The organism is Rhodococcus sp. AQ5-07 (assembly GCF_009707305.1).
In the GTDB taxonomy this organism is placed as follows: domain Bacteria; phylum Actinomycetota; class Actinomycetes; order Mycobacteriales; family Mycobacteriaceae; genus Rhodococcus_F; species Rhodococcus_F erythropolis.
Genome location: NZ_CP046099.1, coordinates 488534 through 510366, shown reverse-complemented (window position 1 = coordinate 510366; position 21833 = coordinate 488534). Strand labels below are relative to the sequence as shown.

General features: G+C 61.8%; 34 protein-coding genes. 3 read left to right on the top strand and 31 right to left on the bottom strand.

Features of this window, described 5'->3' with window-relative positions:
• A complete protein-coding gene (eccB, locus tag GJB56_RS02375) occupies positions 1–1467 on the bottom strand; it encodes a type VII secretion protein EccB (RefSeq protein ID WP_092763845.1) in 1467 nt (488 codons plus the stop codon).
• 97 nt (positions 1468–1564) lie between these two features.
• Here eccB and eccE point away from each other — a divergent pair, with 97 nt between their 5' ends.
• Both eccE and GJB56_RS31585 read left to right on the top strand, forming a co-directional pair.
• Entirely contained in the window at positions 1565–2344 is a 780-nt protein-coding gene (eccE, locus tag GJB56_RS31590) for a type VII secretion protein EccE (protein ID WP_230091118.1), read from the top strand.
• A gap of 21 nt (positions 2345–2365) precedes the next feature.
• Entirely contained in the window at positions 2366–3205 is an 840-nt protein-coding gene (locus GJB56_RS31585) for a hypothetical protein (RefSeq protein ID WP_230091117.1), read from the top strand.
• A 16-nt stretch (positions 3206–3221) separates the two neighbouring features.
• Here GJB56_RS31585 and GJB56_RS02365 read toward each other — a convergent pair whose 3' ends face one another.
• Positions 3222–3779 (bottom strand): NADPH-dependent FMN reductase, encoded by a 558-nt coding sequence (locus GJB56_RS02365; RefSeq protein WP_020906901.1) that lies wholly within the window; start codon positions 3777–3779, stop codon positions 3222–3224.
• 22 nt (positions 3780–3801) lie between these two features.
• Positions 3802–4380 carry a TetR/AcrR family transcriptional regulator gene (locus GJB56_RS02360; RefSeq protein WP_021343562.1) on the bottom strand — a complete coding sequence of 193 codons (579 nt, stop codon included), beginning with the start codon at positions 4378–4380 and terminating at the stop codon, positions 3802–3804.
• 57 nt (positions 4381–4437) lie between these two features.
• Here GJB56_RS02360 and GJB56_RS02355 point away from each other — a divergent pair, with 57 nt between their 5' ends.
• On the top strand, positions 4438–5580 hold the full coding sequence (locus GJB56_RS02355; protein WP_020906899.1) for an acyl-CoA dehydrogenase family protein: 1143 nt from the start codon (positions 4438–4440) through the stop codon (positions 5578–5580).
• 57 nt (positions 5581–5637) lie between these two features.
• Here the strand turns inward: GJB56_RS02355 and truA are convergent, their stop codons facing one another.
• The 28 genes from truA to rplB all read right to left on the bottom strand — a co-directional run bounded on the left by truA (position 5638) and on the right by rplB (position 21823).
• A complete protein-coding gene (gene truA / locus GJB56_RS02350) occupies positions 5638–6522 on the bottom strand; it encodes a tRNA pseudouridine(38-40) synthase TruA (protein WP_113683085.1) in 885 nt (294 codons plus the stop codon).
• Positions 6523–6528: 6 nt separating this feature from the next.
• Positions 6529–7086, bottom strand: coding sequence for a 50S ribosomal protein L17 (gene rplQ / locus GJB56_RS02345; protein ID WP_020906897.1), 558 nt, complete (start codon positions 7084–7086; stop codon positions 6529–6531).
• Positions 7087–7115: 29 nt separating this feature from the next.
• Entirely contained in the window at positions 7116–8177 is a 1062-nt protein-coding gene (locus GJB56_RS02340; protein ID WP_003941016.1) for a DNA-directed RNA polymerase subunit alpha, read from the bottom strand.
• A 120-nt stretch (positions 8178–8297) separates the two neighbouring features.
• The gene (rpsD, locus tag GJB56_RS02335) at positions 8298–8903 is read right to left on the bottom strand and encodes a 30S ribosomal protein S4 (RefSeq protein ID WP_003940769.1); all 606 of its coding nucleotides are present in this window, start codon (positions 8901–8903) and stop codon (positions 8298–8300) included.
• A gap of 22 nt (positions 8904–8925) precedes the next feature.
• Positions 8926–9339, bottom strand: a complete 414-nt coding sequence (gene rpsK / locus GJB56_RS02330) for a 30S ribosomal protein S11 (protein WP_003940683.1) — start codon at positions 9337–9339, stop codon at positions 8926–8928.
• Positions 9339–9713, bottom strand: coding sequence for a 30S ribosomal protein S13 (gene rpsM, locus GJB56_RS02325; RefSeq protein WP_003940834.1), 375 nt, complete (start codon positions 9711–9713; stop codon positions 9339–9341). The genes rpsK and rpsM overlap by 1 nt, the downstream gene beginning before the upstream one ends.
• Positions 9714–9963: 250 nt before the next feature.
• Complete coding sequence (gene rpmJ, locus GJB56_RS02320) at positions 9964–10077, bottom strand: 50S ribosomal protein L36 (protein ID WP_003938068.1); 114 nt, start codon at positions 10075–10077, stop codon at positions 9964–9966.
• Between the two features lie 90 nt (positions 10078–10167).
• Positions 10168–10389 (bottom strand): translation initiation factor IF-1, encoded by a 222-nt coding sequence (infA, locus tag GJB56_RS02315; protein ID WP_003418601.1) that lies wholly within the window; start codon positions 10387–10389, stop codon positions 10168–10170.
• A gap of 313 nt (positions 10390–10702) precedes the next feature.
• Positions 10703–11500 carry a type I methionyl aminopeptidase gene (gene map / locus GJB56_RS02310; protein ID WP_003940806.1) on the bottom strand — a complete coding sequence of 266 codons (798 nt, stop codon included), beginning with the start codon at positions 11498–11500 and terminating at the stop codon, positions 10703–10705.
• Entirely contained in the window at positions 11500–12045 is a 546-nt protein-coding gene (locus tag GJB56_RS02305) for an adenylate kinase (protein WP_003940868.1), read from the bottom strand. Before GJB56_RS02305 ends, map begins: the two co-directional genes overlap by 1 nt.
• Positions 12042–13361, bottom strand: a complete 1320-nt coding sequence (secY, locus tag GJB56_RS02300) for a preprotein translocase subunit SecY (RefSeq protein WP_020906895.1) — start codon at positions 13359–13361, stop codon at positions 12042–12044. The genes GJB56_RS02305 and secY overlap by 4 nt, the downstream gene beginning before the upstream one ends.
• 257 nt (positions 13362–13618) lie before the next feature.
• Positions 13619–14062 carry a 50S ribosomal protein L15 gene (rplO, locus tag GJB56_RS02295; RefSeq protein WP_019747555.1) on the bottom strand — a complete coding sequence of 148 codons (444 nt, stop codon included), beginning with the start codon at positions 14060–14062 and terminating at the stop codon, positions 13619–13621.
• A 2-nt stretch (positions 14063–14064) separates the two neighbouring features.
• Complete coding sequence (rpmD, locus tag GJB56_RS02290; protein ID WP_003940751.1) at positions 14065–14244, bottom strand: 50S ribosomal protein L30; 180 nt, start codon at positions 14242–14244, stop codon at positions 14065–14067.
• Positions 14244–14915 (bottom strand): 30S ribosomal protein S5, encoded by a 672-nt coding sequence (rpsE, locus tag GJB56_RS02285; protein ID WP_003940718.1) that lies wholly within the window; start codon positions 14913–14915, stop codon positions 14244–14246. Before rpsE ends, rpmD begins: the two co-directional genes overlap by 1 nt.
• A gap of 31 nt (positions 14916–14946) precedes the next feature.
• A complete protein-coding gene (gene rplR / locus GJB56_RS02280; protein ID WP_113683086.1) occupies positions 14947–15354 on the bottom strand; it encodes a 50S ribosomal protein L18 in 408 nt (135 codons plus the stop codon).
• 1 nt (position 15355) lies between these two features.
• Complete coding sequence (gene rplF, locus GJB56_RS02275) at positions 15356–15895, bottom strand: 50S ribosomal protein L6 (RefSeq protein WP_003940970.1); 540 nt, start codon at positions 15893–15895, stop codon at positions 15356–15358.
• A 14-nt stretch (positions 15896–15909) separates the two neighbouring features.
• Entirely contained in the window at positions 15910–16308 is a 399-nt protein-coding gene (rpsH, locus tag GJB56_RS02270) for a 30S ribosomal protein S8 (RefSeq protein WP_003940873.1), read from the bottom strand.
• A gap of 452 nt (positions 16309–16760) precedes the next feature.
• Positions 16761–16946, bottom strand: coding sequence for a type Z 30S ribosomal protein S14 (locus GJB56_RS02265; protein WP_003940698.1), 186 nt, complete (start codon positions 16944–16946; stop codon positions 16761–16763).
• 4 nt (positions 16947–16950) lie between these two features.
• The gene (gene rplE, locus GJB56_RS02260) at positions 16951–17517 is read right to left on the bottom strand and encodes a 50S ribosomal protein L5 (RefSeq protein WP_003940924.1); all 567 of its coding nucleotides are present in this window, start codon (positions 17515–17517) and stop codon (positions 16951–16953) included.
• A gap of 1 nt (position 17518) precedes the next feature.
• Positions 17519–17836, bottom strand: a complete 318-nt coding sequence (gene rplX / locus GJB56_RS02255; RefSeq protein ID WP_003941019.1) for a 50S ribosomal protein L24 — start codon at positions 17834–17836, stop codon at positions 17519–17521.
• On the bottom strand, positions 17836–18204 hold the full coding sequence (gene rplN, locus GJB56_RS02250; RefSeq protein WP_003940951.1) for a 50S ribosomal protein L14: 369 nt from the start codon (positions 18202–18204) through the stop codon (positions 17836–17838). The genes rplX and rplN overlap by 1 nt, the downstream gene beginning before the upstream one ends.
• A gap of 346 nt (positions 18205–18550) precedes the next feature.
• Positions 18551–18832 carry a 30S ribosomal protein S17 gene (gene rpsQ / locus GJB56_RS02245; protein ID WP_003941020.1) on the bottom strand — a complete coding sequence of 94 codons (282 nt, stop codon included), beginning with the start codon at positions 18830–18832 and terminating at the stop codon, positions 18551–18553.
• Positions 18829–19065 carry a 50S ribosomal protein L29 gene (gene rpmC, locus GJB56_RS02240; RefSeq protein WP_003940734.1) on the bottom strand — a complete coding sequence of 79 codons (237 nt, stop codon included), beginning with the start codon at positions 19063–19065 and terminating at the stop codon, positions 18829–18831. The genes rpsQ and rpmC overlap by 4 nt, the downstream gene beginning before the upstream one ends.
• The gene (gene rplP, locus GJB56_RS02235) at positions 19065–19481 is read right to left on the bottom strand and encodes a 50S ribosomal protein L16 (RefSeq protein ID WP_003940899.1); all 417 of its coding nucleotides are present in this window, start codon (positions 19479–19481) and stop codon (positions 19065–19067) included. The genes rpmC and rplP overlap by 1 nt, the downstream gene beginning before the upstream one ends.
• Positions 19482–19484: 3 nt before the next feature.
• Positions 19485–20291, bottom strand: coding sequence for a 30S ribosomal protein S3 (gene rpsC / locus GJB56_RS02230; protein ID WP_003941003.1), 807 nt, complete (start codon positions 20289–20291; stop codon positions 19485–19487).
• Positions 20291–20695 carry a 50S ribosomal protein L22 gene (gene rplV / locus GJB56_RS02225; protein ID WP_003940717.1) on the bottom strand — a complete coding sequence of 135 codons (405 nt, stop codon included), beginning with the start codon at positions 20693–20695 and terminating at the stop codon, positions 20291–20293. Before rplV ends, rpsC begins: the two co-directional genes overlap by 1 nt.
• Complete coding sequence (rpsS, locus tag GJB56_RS02220; RefSeq protein WP_003940820.1) at positions 20692–20973, bottom strand: 30S ribosomal protein S19; 282 nt, start codon at positions 20971–20973, stop codon at positions 20692–20694. Before rpsS ends, rplV begins: the two co-directional genes overlap by 4 nt.
• Before the next feature lie 13 nt (positions 20974–20986).
• Positions 20987–21823 (bottom strand): 50S ribosomal protein L2, encoded by an 837-nt coding sequence (gene rplB, locus GJB56_RS02215; RefSeq protein ID WP_003940895.1) that lies wholly within the window; start codon positions 21821–21823, stop codon positions 20987–20989.
• Positions 21824–21833 lie beyond the last annotated feature (10 nt).

The following is a 21833-nucleotide window of genomic DNA, read 5'->3' as shown; positions in this document are numbered from 1 at the left end:
TCAGTTCACTGGAGCGGCCGGCGTTGCATCGGGGGCGACTCCGTCGTGAGCTATCAGTGCATTGCTCTTCTCGAGCGCCGGACCTGATGCAAGTAGATCGAGTATCTGCCAAGGCGCGCGATCAGGCGTTCGCGTCAATCCGAGCGCGCGAGCGGAGGTTTCGTCCGGTACTCCGTATTTCACACCGGTATCCGCTACGTAGAACACTCCGTCGTGCCTGGTGCTGTTCGTCTCGATTCCGGTCGCTTGAACAAACCCACCGAAGCCCTGTTCGACGTGGACGCTGTCGAGATTGTCGCCCGATCCGTCCGCCTGCGCCAAGGCCACCAACTTGCCACCCTCCGGGATCGGAACCTGCAATCCTGCGACGAGTTTCAATGTTGCAGAACTACTTTCGCCGCCGTCGACTGCACGTGAGGGAGCCCATTCCAGACAGCCGACCGGTGCGCCATGATCATCGACGATCTCCGGAACCACCTGCGGCAAAGAGTCGACGGCCAGCTCCCTTACCGAGGGAATACGACTGATGGCATCAGGGGTGACGCTCGCGATCCCGGTGGCGCCCTGCGAATCCGAGAAGTAGATCAGTTGGGCGAGCGCCGCACCGACCTTCTGGATACCGTTCTCGAGCACCACGTAGTACTGCAGGTCCGCGCCCACCGAAACCTGAACGACGGAGCCGACAGTCTTGTTCTGCAGCGGGAACCGGGGCGCTGATCCCAGTTCGCGGATTCGCGGAGCCTCGATGCGCGGAACTTCGGGGATCGAATTGAGAAATCCGGCACTGATCGGTCGCGCCTGTGCTCCTTCCAGCCCCAAAGCCCGCATGATCGCCGGATTGTCCACATCGATTTCCGCTCGCTTCCCGTCGTATACGAGAAAGTGATCGGAACCCGACTTCACCAGGAATGCACGGTCCCTCGTCAGATATGTCGTGTTTTTACCGACATTGGACGAGCCGACCAGGACCGAAGTCGTCAACGATTTCCTCCCGTCGGATCCGACGGAATCGCATACCGTCCACAAGGCGTTGCTCGGGTCGGCTGATTCCGGCAGCGCGGACGGTGCGCCGGGAATGCCGACGAGCGCGCCCCTCGGTTTCGCCTCGACCTCAGACGCCTTGACAATTGCCGGTTTTCCTGGCGAACCCAGAATCAGTCGGGCGGAGGCCAAGTTCAGCACCGGGCGAAAAGTACCCTCCATGGCGACGAACATTGCGCCAGATTCCTTTGCAACAACGATTTCTGCATCGCCGATCTTGTCCTGTGGCCGAAACAGAGCAAGTACCGCGCAACCCGCCAATCCCAGTGCAGCGAGGACTATTCCGACGGTGAAGGCGCGGGACTGTGACCGCATCGGATCGTGAAGCATCCGCACGTCTCGTCTGACCAGCGCATGTTCCATCCGCCTGACCAAGAATCGGTACCCATTGACCTGCCAGCGCGTGGTAGGTGTTGCAGCCATCATTCCCCCCGTGCCTTACATCCCCTTGCGAAGACACAGTACAGTTTGGCTGGGGCGGAAATTTTCGGGTAGTTCGCAGGTCAGGTATCGGGGAGGAACCGTGGACCGATCGCGGTTGAAGCATTGGCCGTCGTCACACAGGATTTCGACGCACGAATTCGTCTCGGCACAGATTCTCGGAATCAGCGCAGGCGGAATCGCGATGGCCAGTGGGCTGGATTGGCTCTGGGCGCTGGCAATCGGTTGTGTGGTTGCCGGATCAATGCTCCTCCATGTGGGCGGTTGGTCGGTAATGTCCTGGATTGTCAAGTACTTTCGCTATTTGCGCCGCAAGGACGTCGACGTCAGCACGATCGTCAGTTTTCACACTCCCTCCGAACAGTCGATCGGGCTCCGAGTGGACGGATCTTCACTCGTCGCTGTCGTCGAGATCGCTCCCCCACGCGACTACCTGACCAGGATCGGGCGTCATTCATTCGACGCTTCCCACCTTCTGCCCACAGCAGCCCTGGTCAATTGTCTGTATCAGCACGACATCTCACTCACCGGCATCGACATTGTCAGTCATGGATACCGCGCCGCATCAGGAACGCCGGCCACCGAAGTCTACGAACGTCTCATCGGGCCACTACCAGCCACCGCCACCAGAAGTGTTTGGCTTGCACTACGTTTCGACGCTTTGGAGGGTCGTGCAGCAGTCGAACGCCGAGGCGGGGGCGAACAGGGCGCGGGCCGCGCGATCGCTGTTGCCGCCAATCGTGTCATCCGGGTGCTCGATTCAGCGGGATGCAAGGCGCGGATTCTGACCGCACCGGAGATCGCGTCGTCCACTGCCCAGGTCGCAAGAGGAGTCGCCAGCCACGAGGTCACCGAAACGTGACGAAGTACCCCCTTGCCTGGTGTGTCCAACGTCGGATACGGAATCGAACCCCGTTTCATCACCACCTCGACCCTGACCCGAGTATGGGCAGTGGCAACGGTCGGGACGTCCGTGACAATTCGGTTGCGCCCCACGGGCGAACGCGGAGAGGCGAAGGTCAGTGCGACATGTCGCTTCACCACGCGCAATCCACCTGAGAACGCACCGCTGGCCGGTTTGGTCTCGCTACGTGGGCGCCAGCGCGACGGATTGCTGACCAACCTGCCAACCGCATTGGCCGCGCTGGACCGCATCACGCCGCATATTCGCATGGACGGGGGCACACTCGACTCACTCGCTCTACCTCTTGCCGGGTGCGGCCAGCTCATCGGCTCGGACCGAAACGGGCACGGTGTCGCGGCCAGAATTTCGGGGCCGGGCGTCAACACCGTTTTTGTCGCCGGCGAACTCTATCTGGCTCAGCAATTGATCTTTCGAGCCATCGCGACCGGCGCACTGGTACTCATCCACACCGATCGACCGGAAGCATGGACCGCGCTCACCGACTCCATGGGAGTGCCTGACCGACTCCGCGTGTCCGGGCAGGGTGGTGGGCTCGAGGGCGCTTTCAACACTGTCGTGTTCGACGGAGTCGAGGGGTTACCGCCGCGTGCCGGCGTGACCGCGATCTACGTGTACGGACATCCACGCCAATGGCCTCGGATCGACCCTGAAATCTCGATAGTCCAGCCATTCGCACTCGGTGACAAGATCACAGTCGAAACCGGCCGCACGCGCGTCGAACTGACTCTGGTAACCATTGCTTCCGAGACCTCGTTCATCGGCCGTCCTCGAGCCGGCGACGCTCACCAGATGGCGTGATCGCGTATGTCCAAGATCAGCCAGGATAGGGATCACTCGCACGCTGCATCCGCAATCCGCTCCCCCACCAATGCAATTCACGAATCATCTTCTCGCTCGCATCGATCGCGATCGAATCGACGCCGTACGGCTCGTGTCCGAATTGCTTGCGTACCCGGTGAATGGTCACGCTTTGACGCACCGAGACCATGTGCAGCTCCGCCACTACCTGCCTCAGTTGTTCGACGGCCCGAACACCACCTGAAATCCCGCCGTAGGACACGAATCCGATCGGCTTGGCACGCCACTCGTGTTTCACGGAATCGAATGCGGTCTTGAGGGCAGCCGGGTACCCGTGGTTGTATTCGGAGGTCACAGCAACAACAGCGTCGGCTCGTCCGATTCGCTGGCGGAAAACCTCCGTGGCAGGTGAATCCGAGAAATCCTGGGGCAACGACAGCTCTCTGAGGTCGATCACCGATACGTTCCACGACGGGTTCGCGGTTGCGCGCTCGACAAACCAATCCGCCACTGCTCGTCCTATTCGCCCCTCGCGGACCGAACCTACGATGACTTCGACCTTCAAAGGTGCCATGAACGTCGATGCTAGCGACTCGTCACGCAGTGATCCCGTCCGTGATGAGTGCGGCCAGTTCCCGATACGCGCTGGCATCGTCCAAACCAGTTGCCCGATAGACCGCGCGTTGCTGGATCCGAACCATTGTCGCTGCGGCCGCATCAGCGACAAATGACGCGTGTACCCGCCGGAATGCGCCCGAATCCACTCCCTCGACGATGAGCGCTCGCACACGATCCGCGGCGATCGACGTGTTCTTCTCGTAAACCTGACTCGCCGACACCGATTCAGCCAGGTCTTCCATGAATTGACGGGACGCCGCGGTCAGTTGATCACCGACTGCTTCGAGATACACCGCGACTCGACGAGTCGGTGCCGCTTCGGCAGCGACGGCACTCTCCACCGCATCGGTCGCCGCACGGAAGAAGTGCACCGTCACAGCCCGCACCAGATCCTCTTTGCCGGCCGCCACGGTGTACAAGGTGCTCTTGGAGCAGTGCAGACGAGCTGAGATCTCGTCGAGCGTGAGGTGGGCGAAACCCTCGCTCAAGAACAGTTCGACCAATTGATCGAACAACTCTGCCCTGCGCGCAGTCGTCTTGTGAACCAGCCTTGCCATACGCAAGACAGTACTGCAGTATCGTTCTCAGTACTACTACCTAGCTAGGAGCCGACCGTGCCCGTCGAACGCCTGATGCCCAGCCAAGAAGCTCGCGATCTCATCGAACTGACGCGTGATGTCGCGGACAAGGTACTCGCGCCCAAGGTCAACGAATACGAGAAGGCCGAGAAGTATCCCGAAGGCGTATTCCCCGCACTCGGACAGGCAGGCCTGCTGAGCCTTCCGTATCCCGAGGAATTCGGTGGCGGCGATCAGCCGTACGAGGTGTACCTCCAAGTCCTCGAAGAAATCGCCTCGCGCTGGGCAGCGGTTGCAGTGGCGGTGAGCGTACACAGCCTCTCGTGCTTCCCACTGTTCACCTTCGGCACCGACGAACAGAAGGCCCGCTGGCTGCCGGACATGCTGGGCGGCAACACCATCGGCGCATACAGCCTTTCCGAAGCGCAGGCCGGATCCGACGCCGCCGCATTGTCGTGCAAGGCGACGGCCACCGACGGTGGCTACCGCATCAACGGCTCGAAGGCCTGGATCACCAACGGCGGCAAGGCAGACTTCTACAACCTCTTCGCCCGCACCAGTGACGACGGCTCTCGCGGCATCTCCTGCCTCCTGGTGGACAAGGACACCGAAGGCCTCAGCTTCGGCAAGCCCGAGGAGAAGATGGGACTGCGCGCGGTCCCCACTGCATCCGCGAATTACGACGACGCCTTCGTCCCTGACGAGCGGTTGATCGGTCAGCGCGGCCAGGGATTGCCGATCGCCTTCAGCGCGCTCGACTCCGGCCGGCTCGGAATCGCTGCTGTTGCCGTCGGAATCGCTCAGGGCGCACTCGACGACGCGGTCGCTTACGCGAAGGAGCGCAAGGCATTCGGCAAGCGGATCATCGATCACCAGGGCCTCGGATTCGTCCTCGCGGACATGGCGGCCGCAGTTGACTCCGCGCGAGCCACTTACCTCGATGCAGCCCGCCGCCGCGACGCCGGAGTTCCGTATTCGCGCAACGCCAGCGTCGCCAAGCTCGTTGCCACCGACGCAGCAATGAAGGTCACCACCGACGCCGTTCAAGTATTCGGTGGGTATGGCTACACCCAGGACTTCCCCGTCGAGCGCTACATGCGCGAGGCCAAGATCACGCAGATCTTCGAGGGCACCAATCAGATTCAGCGTCTGGTCATCGCGCGCCAATTGGCGGGATAATCGTCGACATGAAATGCCCTCCCACGCAGAGTGGGAGGGCATTTTCTATCAAGGCGGTCAGTCGCCGCAGCACCCGCCCGAAGACGGAATCTCGCGGGTTTCACGGGTAATCGCGTTGCGGGCAGCCAGTTCCGAGTAGCCGGGGTAGTCCACGCGAACCAACGAAAGTCCGTGCGCCGGCGCAACGAGGATCGAACTCGACCGCGACGTTTCGTCGAGCAAACCTGCCACCCAGTCGGCGGTGCGGCGTCCCTCACCGACCGAGAGGACTGCCCCGACAAGACTCCGGACCATCGACCAGCAGAACGCATCGGCATTCACGTACGCCGTGAACAACGTGCCCTCCTGCGCCCAGTCGAAGCGTTGCAGCTCCCGCACCGTCGTAGCGCCTTCTCGACGCTTGCAGAATGCCGCGAAGTTGTGCAGGCCCAGAAGCCGATTCGACGCTTCTTGCATCGCTGTGAGATCAAGTGGTTTGGGGTACGACACCGTATCGCGCGCGCGTAGGGGTTCCACTCCGAATGCCGCGTTGGTCACCCGGTACTCGTAGTAGCGTCGCATCGCCGAGAAGCGCGCATCGAAGTCACCCGGAACCACCGAGATCTGTTTGACCCGAACGTCCTTGGGCAGGAAGAGTGCAAGTCTGCGCACGAGTCGCGACGGATCGTCGGGGAGCAACTCGCTCGGGACGTCGACGTGCGCTACCTGCCCCGTGGCGTGAACGCCGGCGTCCGTGCGACCGGCAACAGTCAGCTGAACCGGTTGCCGTAGTACGGTTCCCAACTTGTCTTCGATCTCGCCGCACACGGTGCGCAGATCGGTTTGACGGGCCCAGCCCGAGAAGTCGGTGCCGTCGTAGGAGATGTCCAGCCGCAATCGAACGAGCCCGCCGTCCCCGATGGGGGCGGCGGGCTCGTTCGATTCAGCGTGTGCCGAAACCAAGGGGGACTAGTCCTTCTTGGCCTCTTCGGCCTCGGGAGCGTCGGCCGCAGTTGCGGTCTCGTCCTCGATGGCCTCGACGACTGCGTCAGCGTTCTCGACCTCAGCCTCGGTCGCGTCGGCCTCTACGGCCTCGACGACGTTCTCTGCGGCGGGAGCTTCCTGCGAGGACTTGACGCGACGAGCGCGGTCAGCCTCGGAGGTGACGGTCTTTTCCTTGACGAGCTCGATGATTGCCATCGGAGCGTTGTCGCCCTTGCGGGGGATCGTCTTGATGATGCGGGTGTATCCACCGTTACGGTCCGCGTAGAACGGGCCGATCTCGGCGAACAGGGTGTGAACGACATCCTTGTTGCGGATGACCTTCAGCACCTCACGACGGTGAGCCAGCGTGCCGGCCTTCGCGTGCGTGACGAGCTTCTCGGCGTAGGGGCGCAGTGCCTTGGCCTTGGACTCGGTGGTGGTGATGCGACCGTGCTCGAAGAGCGCGGTAGCCAGATTGGCGAAAATCGCCTTCTGGTGGGAAGCCGACCCGCCGAAGCGGGCACCCTTCTTGGGCTTGGGCATGATGATCTCCTAGTAAAGGACCTGAGCTGCTACAGCTGTTCGGTCTCGGCGTAGTCCTCGGTACCTTCGGCATCGCCGAAGGAACCGGCATCAGTGTCACTCCACGTTCCGGTGGCGGCGTCGTAGCCGGCAACGGTGGTGGGATCGAAGGATGCGGGGCTGTCCTTGAGGGACAGGCCGAGCGAATGCAGCTTGACCTTGACCTCGTCGATGGACTTCTGTCCGAAGTTGCGGATGTCGAGCAGATCGGACTCGGTACGGCCGACAAGCTCACCGACGGTGTGAACACCTTCGCGCTTGAGGCAGTTGTAGGAGCGGACCGTGAGGTCCAGATCCTCGATGGGGAGTCCGAAGGAAGCGATGTGATCGGCCTCGGCGGGCGAGGGTCCGATCTCGATTCCTTCTGCTTCGACGTTCAGCTCACGGGCCAGGCCGAAGAGCTCAACCAGGGTCTTGCCCGCCGAAGCGAGCGCGTCCCGTGCGGTGATGGAGTTCTTCGTTTCCACGTCGAGAACGAGCCGATCGAAGTCGGTGCGCTGTTCGACGCGAGTGGCCTCCACCTTGTAGGTGACCTTGAGCACCGGCGAGTAGATCGAGTCGACCGGGATACGGCCGATCTCTGCGCCGGACGCCTTGTTCTGGACGGCGGGGACGTAGCCACGACCGCGCTCGACAACGAGCTCGATCTCCAGCTTTCCCTTGTCGTTCAGGGTGGCGATGTGCAGATCAGGGTTGTTCACGGTGACGCCTGCCGGGGGCACGATGTCGCCTGCAGTAACAGCGCCGGGGCCCTGCTTGCGGACGTACATGGTGACCGGCTCGTCCTCTTCGGAGTTCACGACGAGGCCCTTGAGGTTCAGGATGATGTCGGTGACATCTTCCTTCACTCCCGGGACGGTGGTGAACTCGTGGAGAACGCCGTCGATACGGATGCTGGTGACAGCAGCGCCGGGGATCGACGAGAGCAGCGTGCGGCGCAGCGAATTGCCGAGCGTGTACCCGAAACCTGGCTCCAGGGGCTCGATGACGAACTTCGAGCGGTTATCAGCGATGACCTCTTCGGTCAGCGTGGGTCGCTGAGAAATGAGCATTGGTATTTCCTCCTGTACGGACGTCCACTATTTGACGCCCACGATGGGAAAGGGCCTGCGGCCCTGTGAGTGGTTGAGGAGTCCGGAGACTCCTCAACCACTCACGGGGTGCGAAGCGCCTTACTTCGAGTAGTACTCGACGATGAGCTGTTCCTGCAGAGCGATGTCGATCTGCGCGCGCTCGGGAAGCTGGTGAACCAGGATCCGCAGACGCGAGCCGACAACCTGCAGCCACCCGGGAACCGGGCGATCGCCGACGGTCTCACGCGCAACCTGGAACGGAAGCGTGGAGAGCGACTTCTCCTTGACATCGATGATGTCGTACTGCGAGACGCGGTAGCTCGGGATGTCGACCTTCTTGTTGTTCACGAGAAGGTGACCGTGCGTGACCAGCTGACGTGCCTGACGGCGCGTGCGAGCGAGGCCTGCGCGGTACACGACGTTGTCGAGACGCGACTCGAGGATGCGAAGCAGGTTCTCGCCGGTCTTGCCGGGGCGGTTGTTCGCCTCCTTGTAGTACAGGCGGAACTGCTTCTCCATGACGCCGTAGGTGAAGCGAGCCTTCTGCTTCTCCTGCAGCTGGAGCAGGTACTCGCTCTCCTTGATACGCGCGCGGCCGTGCTGTCCGGGCGGGTACGGGCGACGCTCGAATGCCTGGTCGCCTCCAACGAGGTCGACGCGCAGACGACGCGACTTGCGGGTGATGGGTCCGGTATAACGTGCCATTTTCTTCTACCTATCCTTCCCGCTATACCCGACGCCGCTTGGGCGGACGGCAGCCGTTGTGCGGCTGGGGGGTTACATCGGAAATGGTGCCGACCTCGAGGCCAGCAGCCTGGAGGGAACGGATTGCGGTCTCGCGACCGGATCCCGGTCCCTTGACGAAGACGTCAACCTTCTTGACACCGTGCTCCTGCGCCTTACGGGCAGCGCTCTCAGCAGCAAGCTGAGCGGCGAAGGGAGTCGACTTACGCGAACCCTTGAAGCCGACGTGTCCCGAAGACGCCCAGGAAATAACATTTCCGGCGGGGTCCGTGATGGACACGATGGTGTTGTTGAAGGTGCTCTTGATGTGAGCGGCGCCGTGCGGGATGTTCTTCTTATCCCTGCGACGCGTCTTCTGGGTCTTCTTCGGACCGGTGCTACGTGACTTCGGGGGCATTACTTCGCCTTCTTCTTGCCGGCAATGGTGCGCTTCGGACCCTTACGGGTACGGGCGTTGGTCTTGGTGCGCTGACCACGCACGGGCAGACCACGACGGTGGCGCAGGCCCTGGTAGCAGCCGATCTCGATCTTGCGACGGATGTCGGCCTGAACCTCGCGGCGAAGGTCACCCTCGACCTTGAGCGACTCCTCGATGTACTCGCGGAGCTTTGCCAGGTCCTCGTCCGAGAGGTCCTTGCTCCGGAGATCCGGGCTGACGCCGGTGGCGTCAAGGATTTCCTTGGAGCGGGTACGGCCGATGCCGTAGATGTATGTCAGTGCGATCTCCATACGCTTTTCGCGAGGAAGATCAACACCAGAGAGACGTGCCATGGTGGCATTTCCTTATCGGTGTGCGGAGGTCTGCTCCCAGCCCTTCCCCTGTGCCTCTTGCCGAGTACCGACGCCCGAAGGCGCAGATGATCTCATCAACTAACTCAGTGGGGCCCCGGCCTCCGTGCCGGGGGTGAACCATTGTCCGACCTTGGCGATCGGTGAACGATCGCGTGGGGTCTCGTCAACAATGGCTGGTACTGGGAGGTCTTCTTTGCTTGTTGCCAAGCAGATCTTCGAAAAGCTAGATCTAGCCCTGACGCTGCTTGTGACGCAGGTTCTCGCAGATCACCATGACTCGACCGTTACGGCGAATCACTTTGCACTTCTCGCAGATCTTCTTGACGCTCGGCTGAACCTTCACGTCTTCTGATCTCCTGTTTTGTCGCAGCCCGCCGCGATGAACCGCGGCAGACATACTTCTCCCTGACCCAGGTCAGGTCCGGGAAGTTCGTTACTTGTAGCGGTAAACGATGCGTCCGCGCGACAAATCGTAGGGCGAGAGCTCCACGACAACGCGATCTTCCGGGAGGATGCGAATGTAGTGCTGACGCATCTTTCCGCTGATGTGGGCGAGGACCTTGTGGCCATTCTCGAGCTCAATGCGGAACATCGCATTGGGCAGCGGCTCGACTACTCGTCCTTCGACCTCGATGGCCCCGTCTTTCTTAGCCATATCCTCCGCGATCCGTTTGGTTTGGCATGCTTCGTGCATCGGCTTCCGTTACATTGGCACGCAATGGAAAGATCGTCGGCACTTCGGGGGCCCGATCCCGGAGCGATCCGGGCGTAGGCACACGAACTATCGACGCGCATAGCGCACCGCCTAGCCATGTTACGCGATGTAAACGACCAGGCCAAATGCGCCTCCGGTCAGGGTGACGACGCACACCGCTCCCCCATCGAAAAAGTCCCAGCCTCGACATGAGGCTGGGACTTCTCGAACGTGAATCATGCTCGCTGCCAACACTTGTCAGCGACGGCGTCAACTACTCCGGCCGGAGTGTCAGAATCCGCGGACCGTCCTCGGTCACAGCGACAGTGTGTTCCCAGTGCGCCGCCCGGGACCCGTCGGTCGTCACAACGGTCCAGTCGTCGTCGAGAATCACCGTGTCGGTGGTGCCGAGCGTGAGCATCGGCTCGATCGCGAGGCACGATCCGACAACCAGTTCAGGACCCTTACCCGGGGCACCTTCATTGGCGAGGAACGGATCCATGTGCATTTCCCGACCGATTCCGTGTCCACCGTATCCGTCGACGATGCCGTAGGAACGACCGTGCAACTTCTCGGCGGCATGAGTACCGACCTCGATCGCGTGCGAAACATCCGTCAGACGGTTACCGGCGATCATCGCCGCGATCCCGGCTTCCATCGAAAGCCGAGTAGCTTCGCTGAGTTCCTGATCGGCGACGCTGATCTCACCGACTCCGAACGTCCAGGCAGAGTCACCGTGCCAACCGTCGAGGATCGCGCCACAGTCGATGGAAACGAGGTCGCCTTCAGCCAGGATGTCCTGAGCTGAGGGGATCCCGTGAACGACGCGATCGTTGACCGAAGAGCAGATCGAACCGGTGAAGCCGTGGTACCCGAGGAACGAGGGCACGGCGCCGGCGTCACGAATGACCGATTCTGCGACCGCGTTCAATTCCAAAGTGCTGACACCGGGCTTTGCCGCAGCGCGCACCGCCACCAGGGCCGAACCCACGATCGCACCGGCGGCAGCCATCGCGTCGAGTTCGCCCGCGGAGCGGAACGGAACAACCTTGCGTTTACGCCCGAAGACCATTACTTACCCAACGCTGCCAGTGCGCGTGCGTTGACCTCTTCGACCTCGCCGATCGCGTCGACGGAGACGATGCTGTCCTTGTAGTAATCGAACAGCGGTGACGTCTCGTCGCGGTAGACCCGGAGTCGGTTGCGAATGACGTCCTCGGTGTCGTCTGCACGACCGCGGGCGAGCATGCGCTCGACCACGATGTCCTCGTCGACAACAAAAGAGAGGACACCGTCGAGCTTGGTGTCGAGATCCTTCAAGATTCCCTCGAGTGCCTGAGCCTGTTCGACCGAGCGCGGAAATCCGTCGAGAAGGAAACCGTTTGCTGCGTCCGGTTCTGCGACGCGAGCCTTCACCATGTCGTTGGTGATCGAACTCGGTACGAGTTCGCCGGCGTCGATGTACTTCTTTGCTTCCACACCGAGAGCGGTGGCCTGACCGATGTTCGCGCGGAAGAGATCACCCGTGGAGATATGGGGAACGCCGAACTTCTCGGACAAGATAGCGGCCTGGGTGCCCTTGCCGGCACCGGGAGGACCAAGGAGGACAAGTCTCACTTGAGGAACCCTTCATAGTTACGCTGCATTAGCTGACTCTCGATCTGCTTCACGGTGTCCAGGCCGACGCTGACCATGATCAGCACCGCGGTGCCACCGAACGGCAGGTTCTGCGCGCCGCCGCCATTCCCGATGTCGAGGAACAGGTTGGGCAGAACAGCAATGGTGCCGAGGTAAATCGCACCCGGAAGGGTGATGCGACTCAGCACGTAGTTGAGGTAGTCCGCGGTCGGCTGACCTGGTCGGATACCGGGGATGAAGCCGCCGAACTTCTTCATCTCGTCGGCGCGCTCTTCGGGATTGAAGGTGATGGCGACGTAGAAGTATGTGAAGAAGACGATCAGGCCGAAGTAGATCGCGATGTACACCGGGTTGGCCGGGTTCACCAGGTAGGTGTTGATGAGGCGCTGCCACCAACTGGGGTCGACCGCTGTACTGGCCGAAGTCAGCTGTGCGATCAAGTTCGGGAGGTACAGCAGTGAAGACGCGAAGATCACCGGGATGACGCCGGCCTGGTTCACCTTCAGAGGCAGGTACGTCGAGGATCCGCCGTACATCTTGCGTCCGACCATCCGCTTTGCGTACTGAACCGGGATCCGGCGCTGACCCTGCTCGACGAAGACGACACCGGCGATGATCAACAGCGCTGCGAGGCAGACGAAGGCGAAGACCAGTGGACCGCGGCTGTCGAGAATCGACTTGCCCTCGCTCGGGATACGCGATGCGATACCGGCGAAGATGAGGAGCGACATACCGTTACCCACGCCACGTTCGGTGATGACCTCGCCGAACCACATGACCATGGCAGCACCGGCAGTCATGACCAGCACGATGATGGCAAGACCGAAGATCGACTTGTCGGCGATGATGTCGTCACAGCCCTGGAGCAGCTGTCCGCGTGCCGCAAGAGCGACGATGCCGGTCGACTGCAGGATTGCCAGAGCGATGGACAGGTAACGCGTGTACTGCGTCATCTTGGCCTGACCGGACTGGCCTTCTTTTCGAAGTTCCTCGAACTTCGGGATCACCACGGTCAGTAGCTGCACGATGATGCTTGCCGTGATGTACGGCATGATGCCGATCGCAAAGATCGACATCTGCAGCAGAGCGCCACCGGAGAACAGGTTGATCAGCGAGTAGATACCTGCTGAGTCACCGGAGTTGGCGATATCGATGCACTGACGCACGCGGCCGTAGTCGACACCTGGGGACGGAATGAGAGCGCCGACCCGATACAGAGCCACCAAGCCGAGGGTGAAGAGGATCTTCCGCCTCAGGTCTGGGGTCCTGAGGGCCGAGACGAAGGCGGAAAGCAAAGATCCTCCTGGCACGACGGTAGGGAGACAGATCGTTTGACCTGTCGAACTTTTGAACTCTAACAGTGAGCATTTGGGAACTAAGCGGGCAGACCACGAAAACCGGGTAAGCCGAAGATACATTTGCCACTCGGTGACCAGAATACTGGCCCATCCGAGGCATGCACGACCAATCTGTGACAAGACCTGGTAGACGCCGATGGCCGCAGCGCAGCAAACGCTGCGCTGCGGCCATCGGACTAGCTACGCGTGATTACTCACAGCTCGGTGGCGGAACCACCGGCAGCAGCAATCTTTTCCTTGGCGGAACCGGTGAACTTGTCGACGGTCACCTGAACGGCAACTGTCAGTTCGCCGTCGCCCAGAACCTTGACGAGCTGGTTCTTGCGGACTGCGCCCTTGGCAACGAGATCCTCGACCGTGATTGCTCCACCTTCGGGGAACAGACGGGCGATGTCGCCGACATTGACGACCTGGTACTCGGTGCGGAACGGGTTCGTGAAGCCCTTGAGCTTGGGCAGACGCATGTGAAGCGGCATCTGTCCACCCTCGAAGCCCACGCGCACGGTGTTACGTGCCTTGGTGCCCTTGGTACCGCGACCTGCGGTCTTACCACGCTTGCCGCCCTCACCGCGTCCAACACGAATCTTGTTGGACTTGGATCCCGGAGCGGGGCGCAGGTGGTGCAGTTTGATGGTCATGGTTAGACCTCCTCAACTGTTACGAGGTGGCGCACCACGTTGATCAGACCGCGGTTCTGTGCGTTGTCCTCACGAACAACGGTCTGACGGATGCCCTTGAGACCGAGCGTGCGCAGAGAATCCTTCTGGTTCTGCTTGGTCCCGATGATGCTCTTGATCTGAGTGACCTTGAGATCTGCCATTACTTCACACTCCCAGCAGCCTGTGCGCGAGCGCGAAGCATGCCGGCGGGTGCAACCTCTTCGAGGGTGAGGCCGCGGCGAGCCGCAACTTCCTCGGGACGCTGCAGACCCTTGAGCGCAGCAACGGTCGCATGCACGACGTTGATGGCGTTGTCGCTACCGAGCGACTTCGACAGGATGTCCGCGATACCAGCGCACTCCAGCACGGCGCGCACAGCGCCACCGGCGATAACACCGGTACCGGGGCTTGCCGGGCGAAGCATGACGATGCCGGCAGCAGCCTCACCCTGAACGGGGTGAGTGATGGTGTTGGCGATCATCGGGACGCGGAAGAAGCTCTTGCGAGCCTCCTCGACACCCTTCTGGATGGCCGCGGGAACTTCCTTGGCCTTTCCGTAGCCGACGCCGACCAGTCCGTTGCCGTCTCCGACGATCACCAGAGCGGTGAAGCTGAAGCGACGACCACCCTTGACGACCTTGGAAACGCGGTTGATCGTGACAACGCGCTCGATGAACTGTGACTTCTCCGCAGCGTTTCCGCCACGGCCACCGTCGCGACGGTCACGGCCGCCACCACGGTTGTCCCCACGAGCGTTGCTGTTGTCACCGCTGTTGGGGCCATTCTGTCCGGCGGGTCCGCTTCCGCCGTCACGCCTTTGACGTCCCGGCATCAGGCTGTCCTTCCGTTGAAAATGTTGGTCATCAGAACTTCAACCCGCCTTCGCGAGCCGCGTCTGCCAGGGCCGCGATGCGACCGTGGTAGCCGTGTCCGCCGTGGTCGAAGACAACTGCTTCCACGCCGGCAGCCTTGGCGCGCTCGGCGATCAGCTGACCGACCTTCGCGCTCGCAGCCTTCTTGTCGCCTTCTGCCACGCGCACGTCTGCTTCGATGGTCGACGCGGAGACCAGGGTGTGGCCGGCCAGGTCGTCCACGAGCTGGACGTGGATGTGGCGCGAGGACCGGTTGACGACCAAGCGGGGACGCTCGGGCGTGCCGGAGACCTTCTTGCGGAGACGGAAGTGACGACGCGTCTTCGAGAGACGACGCTTGGTGGACGCATCCTTGCCCAGCGGAATCCGCTTGGCTTTCTGGTTTGCAGTCTGGCTCATATCACTTACCCGTCTTTCCGACCTTGCGGCGGATCTGCTCACCCTCGTAACGCACGCCCTTACCCTTGTACGGGTCCGGACGACGGAGACGACGGATGTTGGCCGAGATCTGCCCGACCTTCTGCTTGTCGATGCCGGACACCGAGAACCGGGTGGGCGACTCGACGACGAAGGTGATGCCTTCAGGAGCCTCGATCGGCACCGGGTGGCTGAAGCCGAGCGCGAACTCGAGGTCCTTGCCCTTCAGTGCCACACGGTAACCAACACCGTGGATCTCCATCTTCTTCGTGTAACCCTCGGTGACACCGGTGATGATGTTCGCAACCAGGGTCCGCGACAGACCGTGCAGCGCGCGGCTACGACGCTCGTCGTCGGGGCGCGTGACGCTCAGCGAGCCGTCCTCTGCCTTTTCGATTGCGATGGGCTCGGAGATGGTCAGCGCGAGGGTGCCCTTGGGACCCTTGACGGTGACATCCTGGCCGCTGATCGTGACGTCAACGCCCGCGGGGACGGTGACCGGAATCTTTCCAATACGCGACATTGTGGTGGCCTCCCTTACCAGACGTAGGCGAGGACTTCCCCGCCTACTCCTTGATTGGCCGCCTGGCGATCGGTGAGCAGACCGGACGACGTGGAGATGATGGCCACGCCGAGGCCTCCGAGGACCTTGGGCAGGTTGGTGGACTTCGCGTAAACCCGGAGACCGGGCTTGGAAACGCGACGCACGCCGGCGAGGCTACGCTCGCGGCTGGGACCGTACTTCAGATCGACGATGAGGGTCTTGCCGACCTCTGCGTCTTCGGTACGGAAATCGGAGATGTAGCCCTCGCGCTTGAGGATCTCGGCGATGTTCGCCTTGATCTTCGAGTGGGGAAGCTTCACCTCATCGTGGTACGCCGTGTTGGCGTTGCGCAGACGCGTCAAGAAGTCTGCGATGGGGTCAGTCATGGTCATAGGTCGACCTCGACACCTTTCTCGCTGTGGTTCCCATGCAACACCGGACGAATCCGATCGTGGGCCTCCAGCAATTCGGCTGGGCCGTCCGACTTGTGTCAGACGGCGTAAGTTACCGCACCGAGCTGAACGCATGCGTCAGCCACGGCAACCGCTCTAGTGTAGGGAACTTTGGCGCAGGTGTCCACCGGGATGCCACGTCGGCTCCCCCACCGCCACCCGAAGGTCGCTGATCGGGAAGGTATCGACGCACCCCGAAATCTGAACTGCTCGTTCGGCACCGAAGAACGACATCGACGAACGATGATCGCTTTCAACCAGAGTCGCAGCGCGACAGTTCTTTTCAGGATCGGCGCGATACACAACTCGATGGAAACCACGAATGGACGTGGGTTCCAAAGGAACCCACGTCCATTCACATGCGTGGTGTGACGAAGCCCGAGGGCCTCAGATCACCAAGAGCTCTTGCGAACTCCGGGAAGCTCGCCGGCGTGAGCCATCTCGCGAACGCAGATACGGCACAAGCCGAACTTGCGGAACACCGAGTGCGGGCGACCGCACCGCTGGCAGCGGGTGTAGGCGCGAACCGCGAACTTGGGCTTCTTGTTGGCCTTGTTGACCAATGCCTTCTTAGCCATGCGCTCAGTTCTCCTTGAACGGGAAGCCGAGGTGCTTGAGCAGTGCACGGCCTTCTTCGTTGTTGGTTGCGGTGGTCACGACGGTGATGTCCATACCGCGGGGGCGATCGATCTTGTCCACGTCGATCTCGTGGAACATCGACTGCTCGTTGAGGCCGAACGTGTAGTTGCCGTTGCCGTCGAACTGGTTGCCCGAGAGACCGCGGAAGTCGCGGATACGGGGCAGAGCGACAGACACGAGGCGGTCCAGGAACTCCCACATGCGGTCGCCACGGAGGGTGACGCGTGCGCCGATGGGCATACCTTCGCGGAGCTTGAACTGCGCGATGGACTTACGTGCCTTGCGGATCTCGGGCTTCTGGCCCGTGATCAGCGACAGGTCATGGACAGCGCCGTTGATCAGCTTGGCGTCACGGGCAGCGTCGCCGACGCCCATGTTGACGACAACCTTGACGACGCCGGGGATCTGCATGACGTTCGAGTAGTCGAACTCGCTGTTGAGCGCGTCCTTGATCTCAGCTCGGTAGCGTGCCTTGAGGCGCGGCTGGACCTTGTTTTCGGTGGAGGTCATGTCAGATGTCCTTCCCGTTCTTCCGGGAAATCCGAACGCGCTTGCCGGACTCTTCGTCGGTGCGGTAGCCCACGCGGGTGGGGTTTCCGTCCGAGTCGACGACTGCAACGTTGGAAACGTGGATCGGGGCTTCCTGCGTGACGATCCCGCCGGAGGATGCTCCGCGCTCGTTCGCGGAAACCGCGGTGTGCTTCTTGATTCGGTTCACGCCTTCGACGAGGACCTTGTCGGTCGCGGGGTAGGCCTGAATGACCTTGCCCTTCGCGCCCTTGTCCTTGCCGGCGATGACCAGAACGGTGTCACCCTTGTGCACCTTCATCACAGCACCTCCGGGGCAAGCGAAACGATCTTCATGAACTTCTTCTCGCGCAGCTCACGGCCGACGGGTCCGAAGATGCGGGTTCCACGGGGATCACTGTCAGCCTTGATGAGCACTGCAGCGTTCTCGTCGAACTTGATGTAGGAACCGTCCGGACGACGGCGCTCCTTGGTCGTGCGAACGATGACGGCCTTGACGACCTCACCCTTCTTGATGTTTCCACCGGGGATTGCGTCCTTGACGGTGGCGACGATGACGTCACCGATCCCGGCGTAGCGACGTGACGAACCGCCGAGAACGCGGATGCAAAGGATTTCCTTGGCACCCGTGTTATCAGCGACGCGAACTCGCGACTCCTGCTGAATCACTTGATCTCCCTAGACCTGGAATTTCGTGCGCAACGGATTACCGACCCGGTGCGCGCGGTCATTGTTGCCACCTGCGTCGTGTCTGAGCTGCAGTCCCACCGACTGACGTCGGGAGACGATCACTGCAAGCACCGTTCGAGCTGCGCACGTGAAGACACACCTCTGCCACAGGCAACCGTTCTATTGTAGGGAAGGGTTCACCGAATACCAAATCAGCCGTACTCGACGCAACTCGAACCCTTCAGCCGGAAAGCCCCGAAAGCCCCCGGAAAGCCGAATGGCCCACTCCCCCAAGGGGAAGCGGGCCATTCGGTGATACTCGATCAGCTCGAGGATTCGATCAGGCTTACTTGGCCTTTTCGAGGACCTCGACCAGACGCCAGTGCTTCGTCGCGGACAGCGGACGGGTTTCCATCAGCTGAACGCGGTCGCCGACGCCGGCAACGCCGTTCTCGTCGTGCGCCTTCACCTTGGTCGTACGGCGGATGATCTTGCCGTAGAGCTTGTGCTTGACGCGGTCTTCGAGCTCGACCACGATCGTCTTTTCCATCTTGTCGGACACGACGTATCCGACACGGACCTTACGGCTCGCGCGCTCTTCTGTGCTCACTGCTTTTTCCTCACTCATGCCGCGTCACCTGCATCCGGACCCACAGCGAGTCCGAGCTCACGCTCACGCAGGACGGTGTAGATGCGCGCGATCTCGTGACGAACGGTGCGCAGTCGTCGGTTGTTGTCCATCTGGCCGGTAGCCATCTGGAAACGAAGGTTGAAAAGCTCTTCCTTCGACTCACGGAGCCGGGTGACCAGCTCGTCTTCACTGAGCTCGCGGAGCTCTGCTGCTGGGGTTCCAGTAGCCATCAGAACTGCTCCTCTCTGGTCACGATCCGGCACTTGCACGGGAGCTTGTGCATCGCGCGGCGCAGGGCCTCACGAGCAATCTCCTCGTTGGGGTATGTCATCTCGAACAGAACGCGTCCGGGCTTGACGTTGGCAATCCACCACTCGGGCGAACCCTTACCGGAACCCATTCGGGTTTCGGCCGGCTTCTTCGTGAGGGGGCGATCCGGGAAGATGTTGATCCAGATCTTGCCGCCACGCTTGATGTGCCGAGTCATGGCGATACGAGCGGACTCGATCTGCCGGTTGGTGATGTAGGCAGGCTCGAGAGCCTGGATGCCGTAGTCACCGAAGGTCACCTGGGTACCGCCCTTGGCGGCACCCGAACGGCTCGGGTGGTGCTGCTTGCGGTGCTTGACCCGCCGTGGGATCAACATGCGTCAGCCCTCCTGATTCTGTTCAGTTGCGGGAGCATCGGCGGTTGCGGTCGCTGCGCGGCCGGCCTCGGTGCTGGTCGCAGTGGTACCGGTGGCACCGGAACGACGCGGACGGCTCGGACGCTCACGACGCGGGCGATCCCCGGCCGGTGCGGCCGTGTTGGCGGCGAGCTCACGCTTGCCACCGACGATGTCGCCCTTGTAGATCCAGACCTTGACGCCGATGCGACCGAAGGTGGTCTTGGCCTCGTAGAGGCCGTAGTCGATGTCCGCACGAAGCGTGTGCAGCGGCACACGGCCTTCGCGGTAGAACTCCGACCGGGACATCTCGGCGCCGCCGAGACGACCGGAGCACTGAACGCGGATTCCCTTGACGTTGGGCTGACGCATGGCCGACTGGATGGCCTTGCGCATTGCACGACGGAAGGCAACGCGGTTCGAGAGCTGCTCGGCCACACCCTGTGCGACGAGCTGTGCTTCAGCTTCTGCGTTCTTGACTTCGAGGATGTTCAGCTGAACCTGCTTGCCGGTCAGCTTCTCGAGCTCGGAGCGGATGCGATCGGCTTCGGCGCCGCGGCGGCCGATGACGATGCCCGGACGTGCAGTGTGGATGTCCACGCGAACACGGTCACGGGTGCGCTCGATTTCGACCTTCGCGATTCCTGCGCGCTCCATGCCGGTGGCGAGGAGCTTACGGATCGCGACGTCTTCCTTGACGTACTCCGCGTACTGCTTGTCTGCGTACCAGCGAGACTTCCAGTCGGTGGTGATGCCGAGACGGAAGCCGTGCGGGTTGATTTTCTGGCCCACTACTGAGCACTTCCCTTCCGGCGATTACGGGTCGATGTTCCGGTCTTCGGCAGGCTCTCCACGATCACGGTGATGTGACTGGTGCGCTTGCGAATACGGAACGCACGTCCCTGTGCACGCGGCTGGAACCGCTTGAGGGTCGCGCCCTCGTCCACGAACGCCGTAGCAACGACAAGCGTGCTGGGGTCGAGGTCGAGGTTGTTCTCGGCGTTGGCTGCTGCGGAGGCGATCACCTTGGCGACCGGCTCGCTCGCTGCCTGCGGCGCGAACTTCAGGATGTTCAGGGCGTCTTCAACCGAGCGCCCGCGGACCAGGTCCACAACTCGACGTGCCTTCATCGGCGTAACGCGAACGTGCTTCGCTACAGCCTTGGCAGTCGGGTTGGCGGTTTCGGTGTTGCTCATCGCCTCTTCGCCTTCCGATCATCCTTGATGTGACCCTTGAACGTGCGGGTCGGTGCAAACTCTCCGAGCTTGTGTCCGACCATGGAGTCGGAAACGAACACGGGGACGTGCTTGCGGCCGTCGTGAACTGCAAACGTGTGGCCGATGAAGTCCGGGATGATTGTCGAACGACGGGACCAGGTCTTGATGACCTGCTTGGTTCCCTTTTCGTTCTGTACATCCACCTTCGCGAGGAGGTGGTCATCGACGAACGGGCCCTTCTTAAGGCTGCGTGGCATCCTTCACTCCCTCCTAGCGCTTGTTCTTGCCGGTGCGGCGGCGACGGACGATCATCTTGTCGCTTGCCTTGTTCTTGCGGGTACGGCCTTCAGGCTTACCCCACGGGCTGACCGGGTGGCGTCCACCTGAGGTCTTGCCCTCGCCGCCACCGTGCGGGTGGTCGACCGGGTTCATCACGACACCACGAACGGTCGGGCGCTTGCCCTTCCAACGCATACGGCCGGCCTTGCCCCAGTTGATGTTCGACTGCTCGGCGTTGCCGACCTCGCCGACGGATGCGCGGCAGCGCACGTCGACGCGACGGATTTCACCGGAAGGCATACGCAGCGTGGCGTAGCTGCCTTCCTTACCGAGGAGCTGGATGCTGGCGCCTGCGGAACGAGCCATCTTGGCTCCGCCGCCGGGACGCAGTTCCACACCGTGGATGGTGGTACCAGTCGGGATGTTGCGCAGCGGCAGGTTGTTGCCCGGCTTGATGTCGGCGCCTGCACCGGACTCGACCGGTGAACCCTGCACCAGGCCCTTGGGGGCGATGATGTAGCGCTTCTCACCGTCTGCGTAATGCAGGAGTGCGATGTTTGCTGTGCGGTTGGGGTCGTACTCGATGTGAGCGACCTTTGCCGGGATGCCGTCCTTGTCGTTGCGACGGAAATCGATCAGTCGGTATGCACGCTTGTGTCCGCCACCCTTGTGACGGGTGGTGATACGACCGTGTGCGTTACGTCCACCGCGACCGTGCAGCGGGCGAACCAGCGACTTCTCGGGGGTTGACCGAGTGATCTCGGCGAAGTCCGAGACGCTCGAGCCACGACGGCCCGGTGTTGTCGGCTTGTACTTACGGATTGCCATGAGTCTTCTC

Coding starts and splice junctions, on each gene's coding strand:
- eccB (WP_092763845.1), bottom strand. CDS start 1,467: ATGATGGCTGCAACACCTACCACGCGCTGGCAGGTCAATGGGTACCGA.
- GJB56_RS02365 (WP_020906901.1), bottom strand. CDS start 3,779: ATGGCACCTTTGAAGGTCGAAGTCATCGTAGGTTCGGTCCGCGAGGGG.
- GJB56_RS02360 (WP_021343562.1), bottom strand. CDS start 4,380: ATGGCAAGGCTGGTTCACAAGACGACTGCGCGCAGGGCAGAGTTGTTC.
- rplQ (WP_020906897.1), bottom strand. CDS start 7,086: ATGCCCAAGCCCAAGAAGGGTGCCCGCTTCGGCGGGTCGGCTTCCCAC.
- GJB56_RS02340 (WP_003941016.1), bottom strand. CDS start 8,177: ATGCTCATTTCTCAGCGACCCACGCTGACCGAAGAGGTCATCGCTGAT.
- rpsD (WP_003940769.1), bottom strand. CDS start 8,903: ATGGCACGTTATACCGGACCCATCACCCGCAAGTCGCGTCGTCTGCGC.
- rpsK (WP_003940683.1), bottom strand. CDS start 9,339: ATGCCCCCGAAGTCACGTAGCACCGGTCCGAAGAAGACCCAGAAGACG.
- rpsM (WP_003940834.1), bottom strand. CDS start 9,713: ATGGCACGTCTCTCTGGTGTTGATCTTCCTCGCGAAAAGCGTATGGAG.
- infA (WP_003418601.1), bottom strand. CDS start 10,389: ATGGCTAAGAAAGACGGGGCCATCGAGGTCGAAGGACGAGTAGTCGAG.
- map (WP_003940806.1), bottom strand. CDS start 11,500: ATGGTCTTCGGGCGTAAACGCAAGGTTGTTCCGTTCCGCTCCGCGGGC.
- rplO (WP_019747555.1), bottom strand. CDS start 14,062: ATGACCATCAAACTGCACCACCTGCGCCCCGCTCCGGGATCCAAGTCC.
- rpmD (WP_003940751.1), bottom strand. CDS start 14,244: ATGGCAGATCTCAAGGTCACTCAGATCAAGAGCATCATCGGGACCAAG.
- rpsE (WP_003940718.1), bottom strand. CDS start 14,915: ATGCCGGGACGTCAAAGGCGTGACGGCGGAAGCGGACCCGCCGGACAG.
- rplR (WP_113683086.1), bottom strand. CDS start 15,354: ATGAGCCAGACTGCAAACCAGAAAGCCAAGCGGATTCCGCTGGGCAAG.
- rplF (WP_003940970.1), bottom strand. CDS start 15,895: ATGTCGCGTATTGGAAAGATTCCGGTCACCGTCCCCGCGGGCGTTGAC.
- rpsH (WP_003940873.1), bottom strand. CDS start 16,308: ATGACCATGACTGACCCCATCGCAGACTTCTTGACGCGTCTGCGCAAC.
- GJB56_RS02265 (WP_003940698.1), bottom strand. CDS start 16,946: ATGGCTAAGAAGGCATTGGTCAACAAGGCCAACAAGAAGCCCAAGTTC.
- rplE (WP_003940924.1), bottom strand. CDS start 17,517: ATGACCTCCACCGAAAACAAGGTCCAGCCGCGCCTCAAGGCACGCTAC.
- rplX (WP_003941019.1), bottom strand. CDS start 17,836: ATGAAGGTGCACAAGGGTGACACCGTTCTGGTCATCGCCGGCAAGGAC.
- rpsQ (WP_003941020.1), bottom strand. CDS start 18,832: ATGAGTGAGGAAAAAGCAGTGAGCACAGAAGAGCGCGCGAGCCGTAAG.
- rpmC (WP_003940734.1), bottom strand. CDS start 19,065: ATGGCTACTGGAACCCCAGCAGCAGAGCTCCGCGAGCTCAGTGAAGAC.
- rplP (WP_003940899.1), bottom strand. CDS start 19,481: ATGTTGATCCCACGGCGGGTCAAGCACCGCAAGCAGCACCACCCGAGC.
- rplV (WP_003940717.1), bottom strand. CDS start 20,695: ATGAGCAACACCGAAACCGCCAACCCGACTGCCAAGGCTGTAGCGAAG.
- rpsS (WP_003940820.1), bottom strand. CDS start 20,973: ATGCCACGCAGCCTTAAGAAGGGCCCGTTCGTCGATGACCACCTCCTC.
- rplB (WP_003940895.1), bottom strand. CDS start 21,823: ATGGCAATCCGTAAGTACAAGCCGACAACACCGGGCCGTCGTGGCTCG.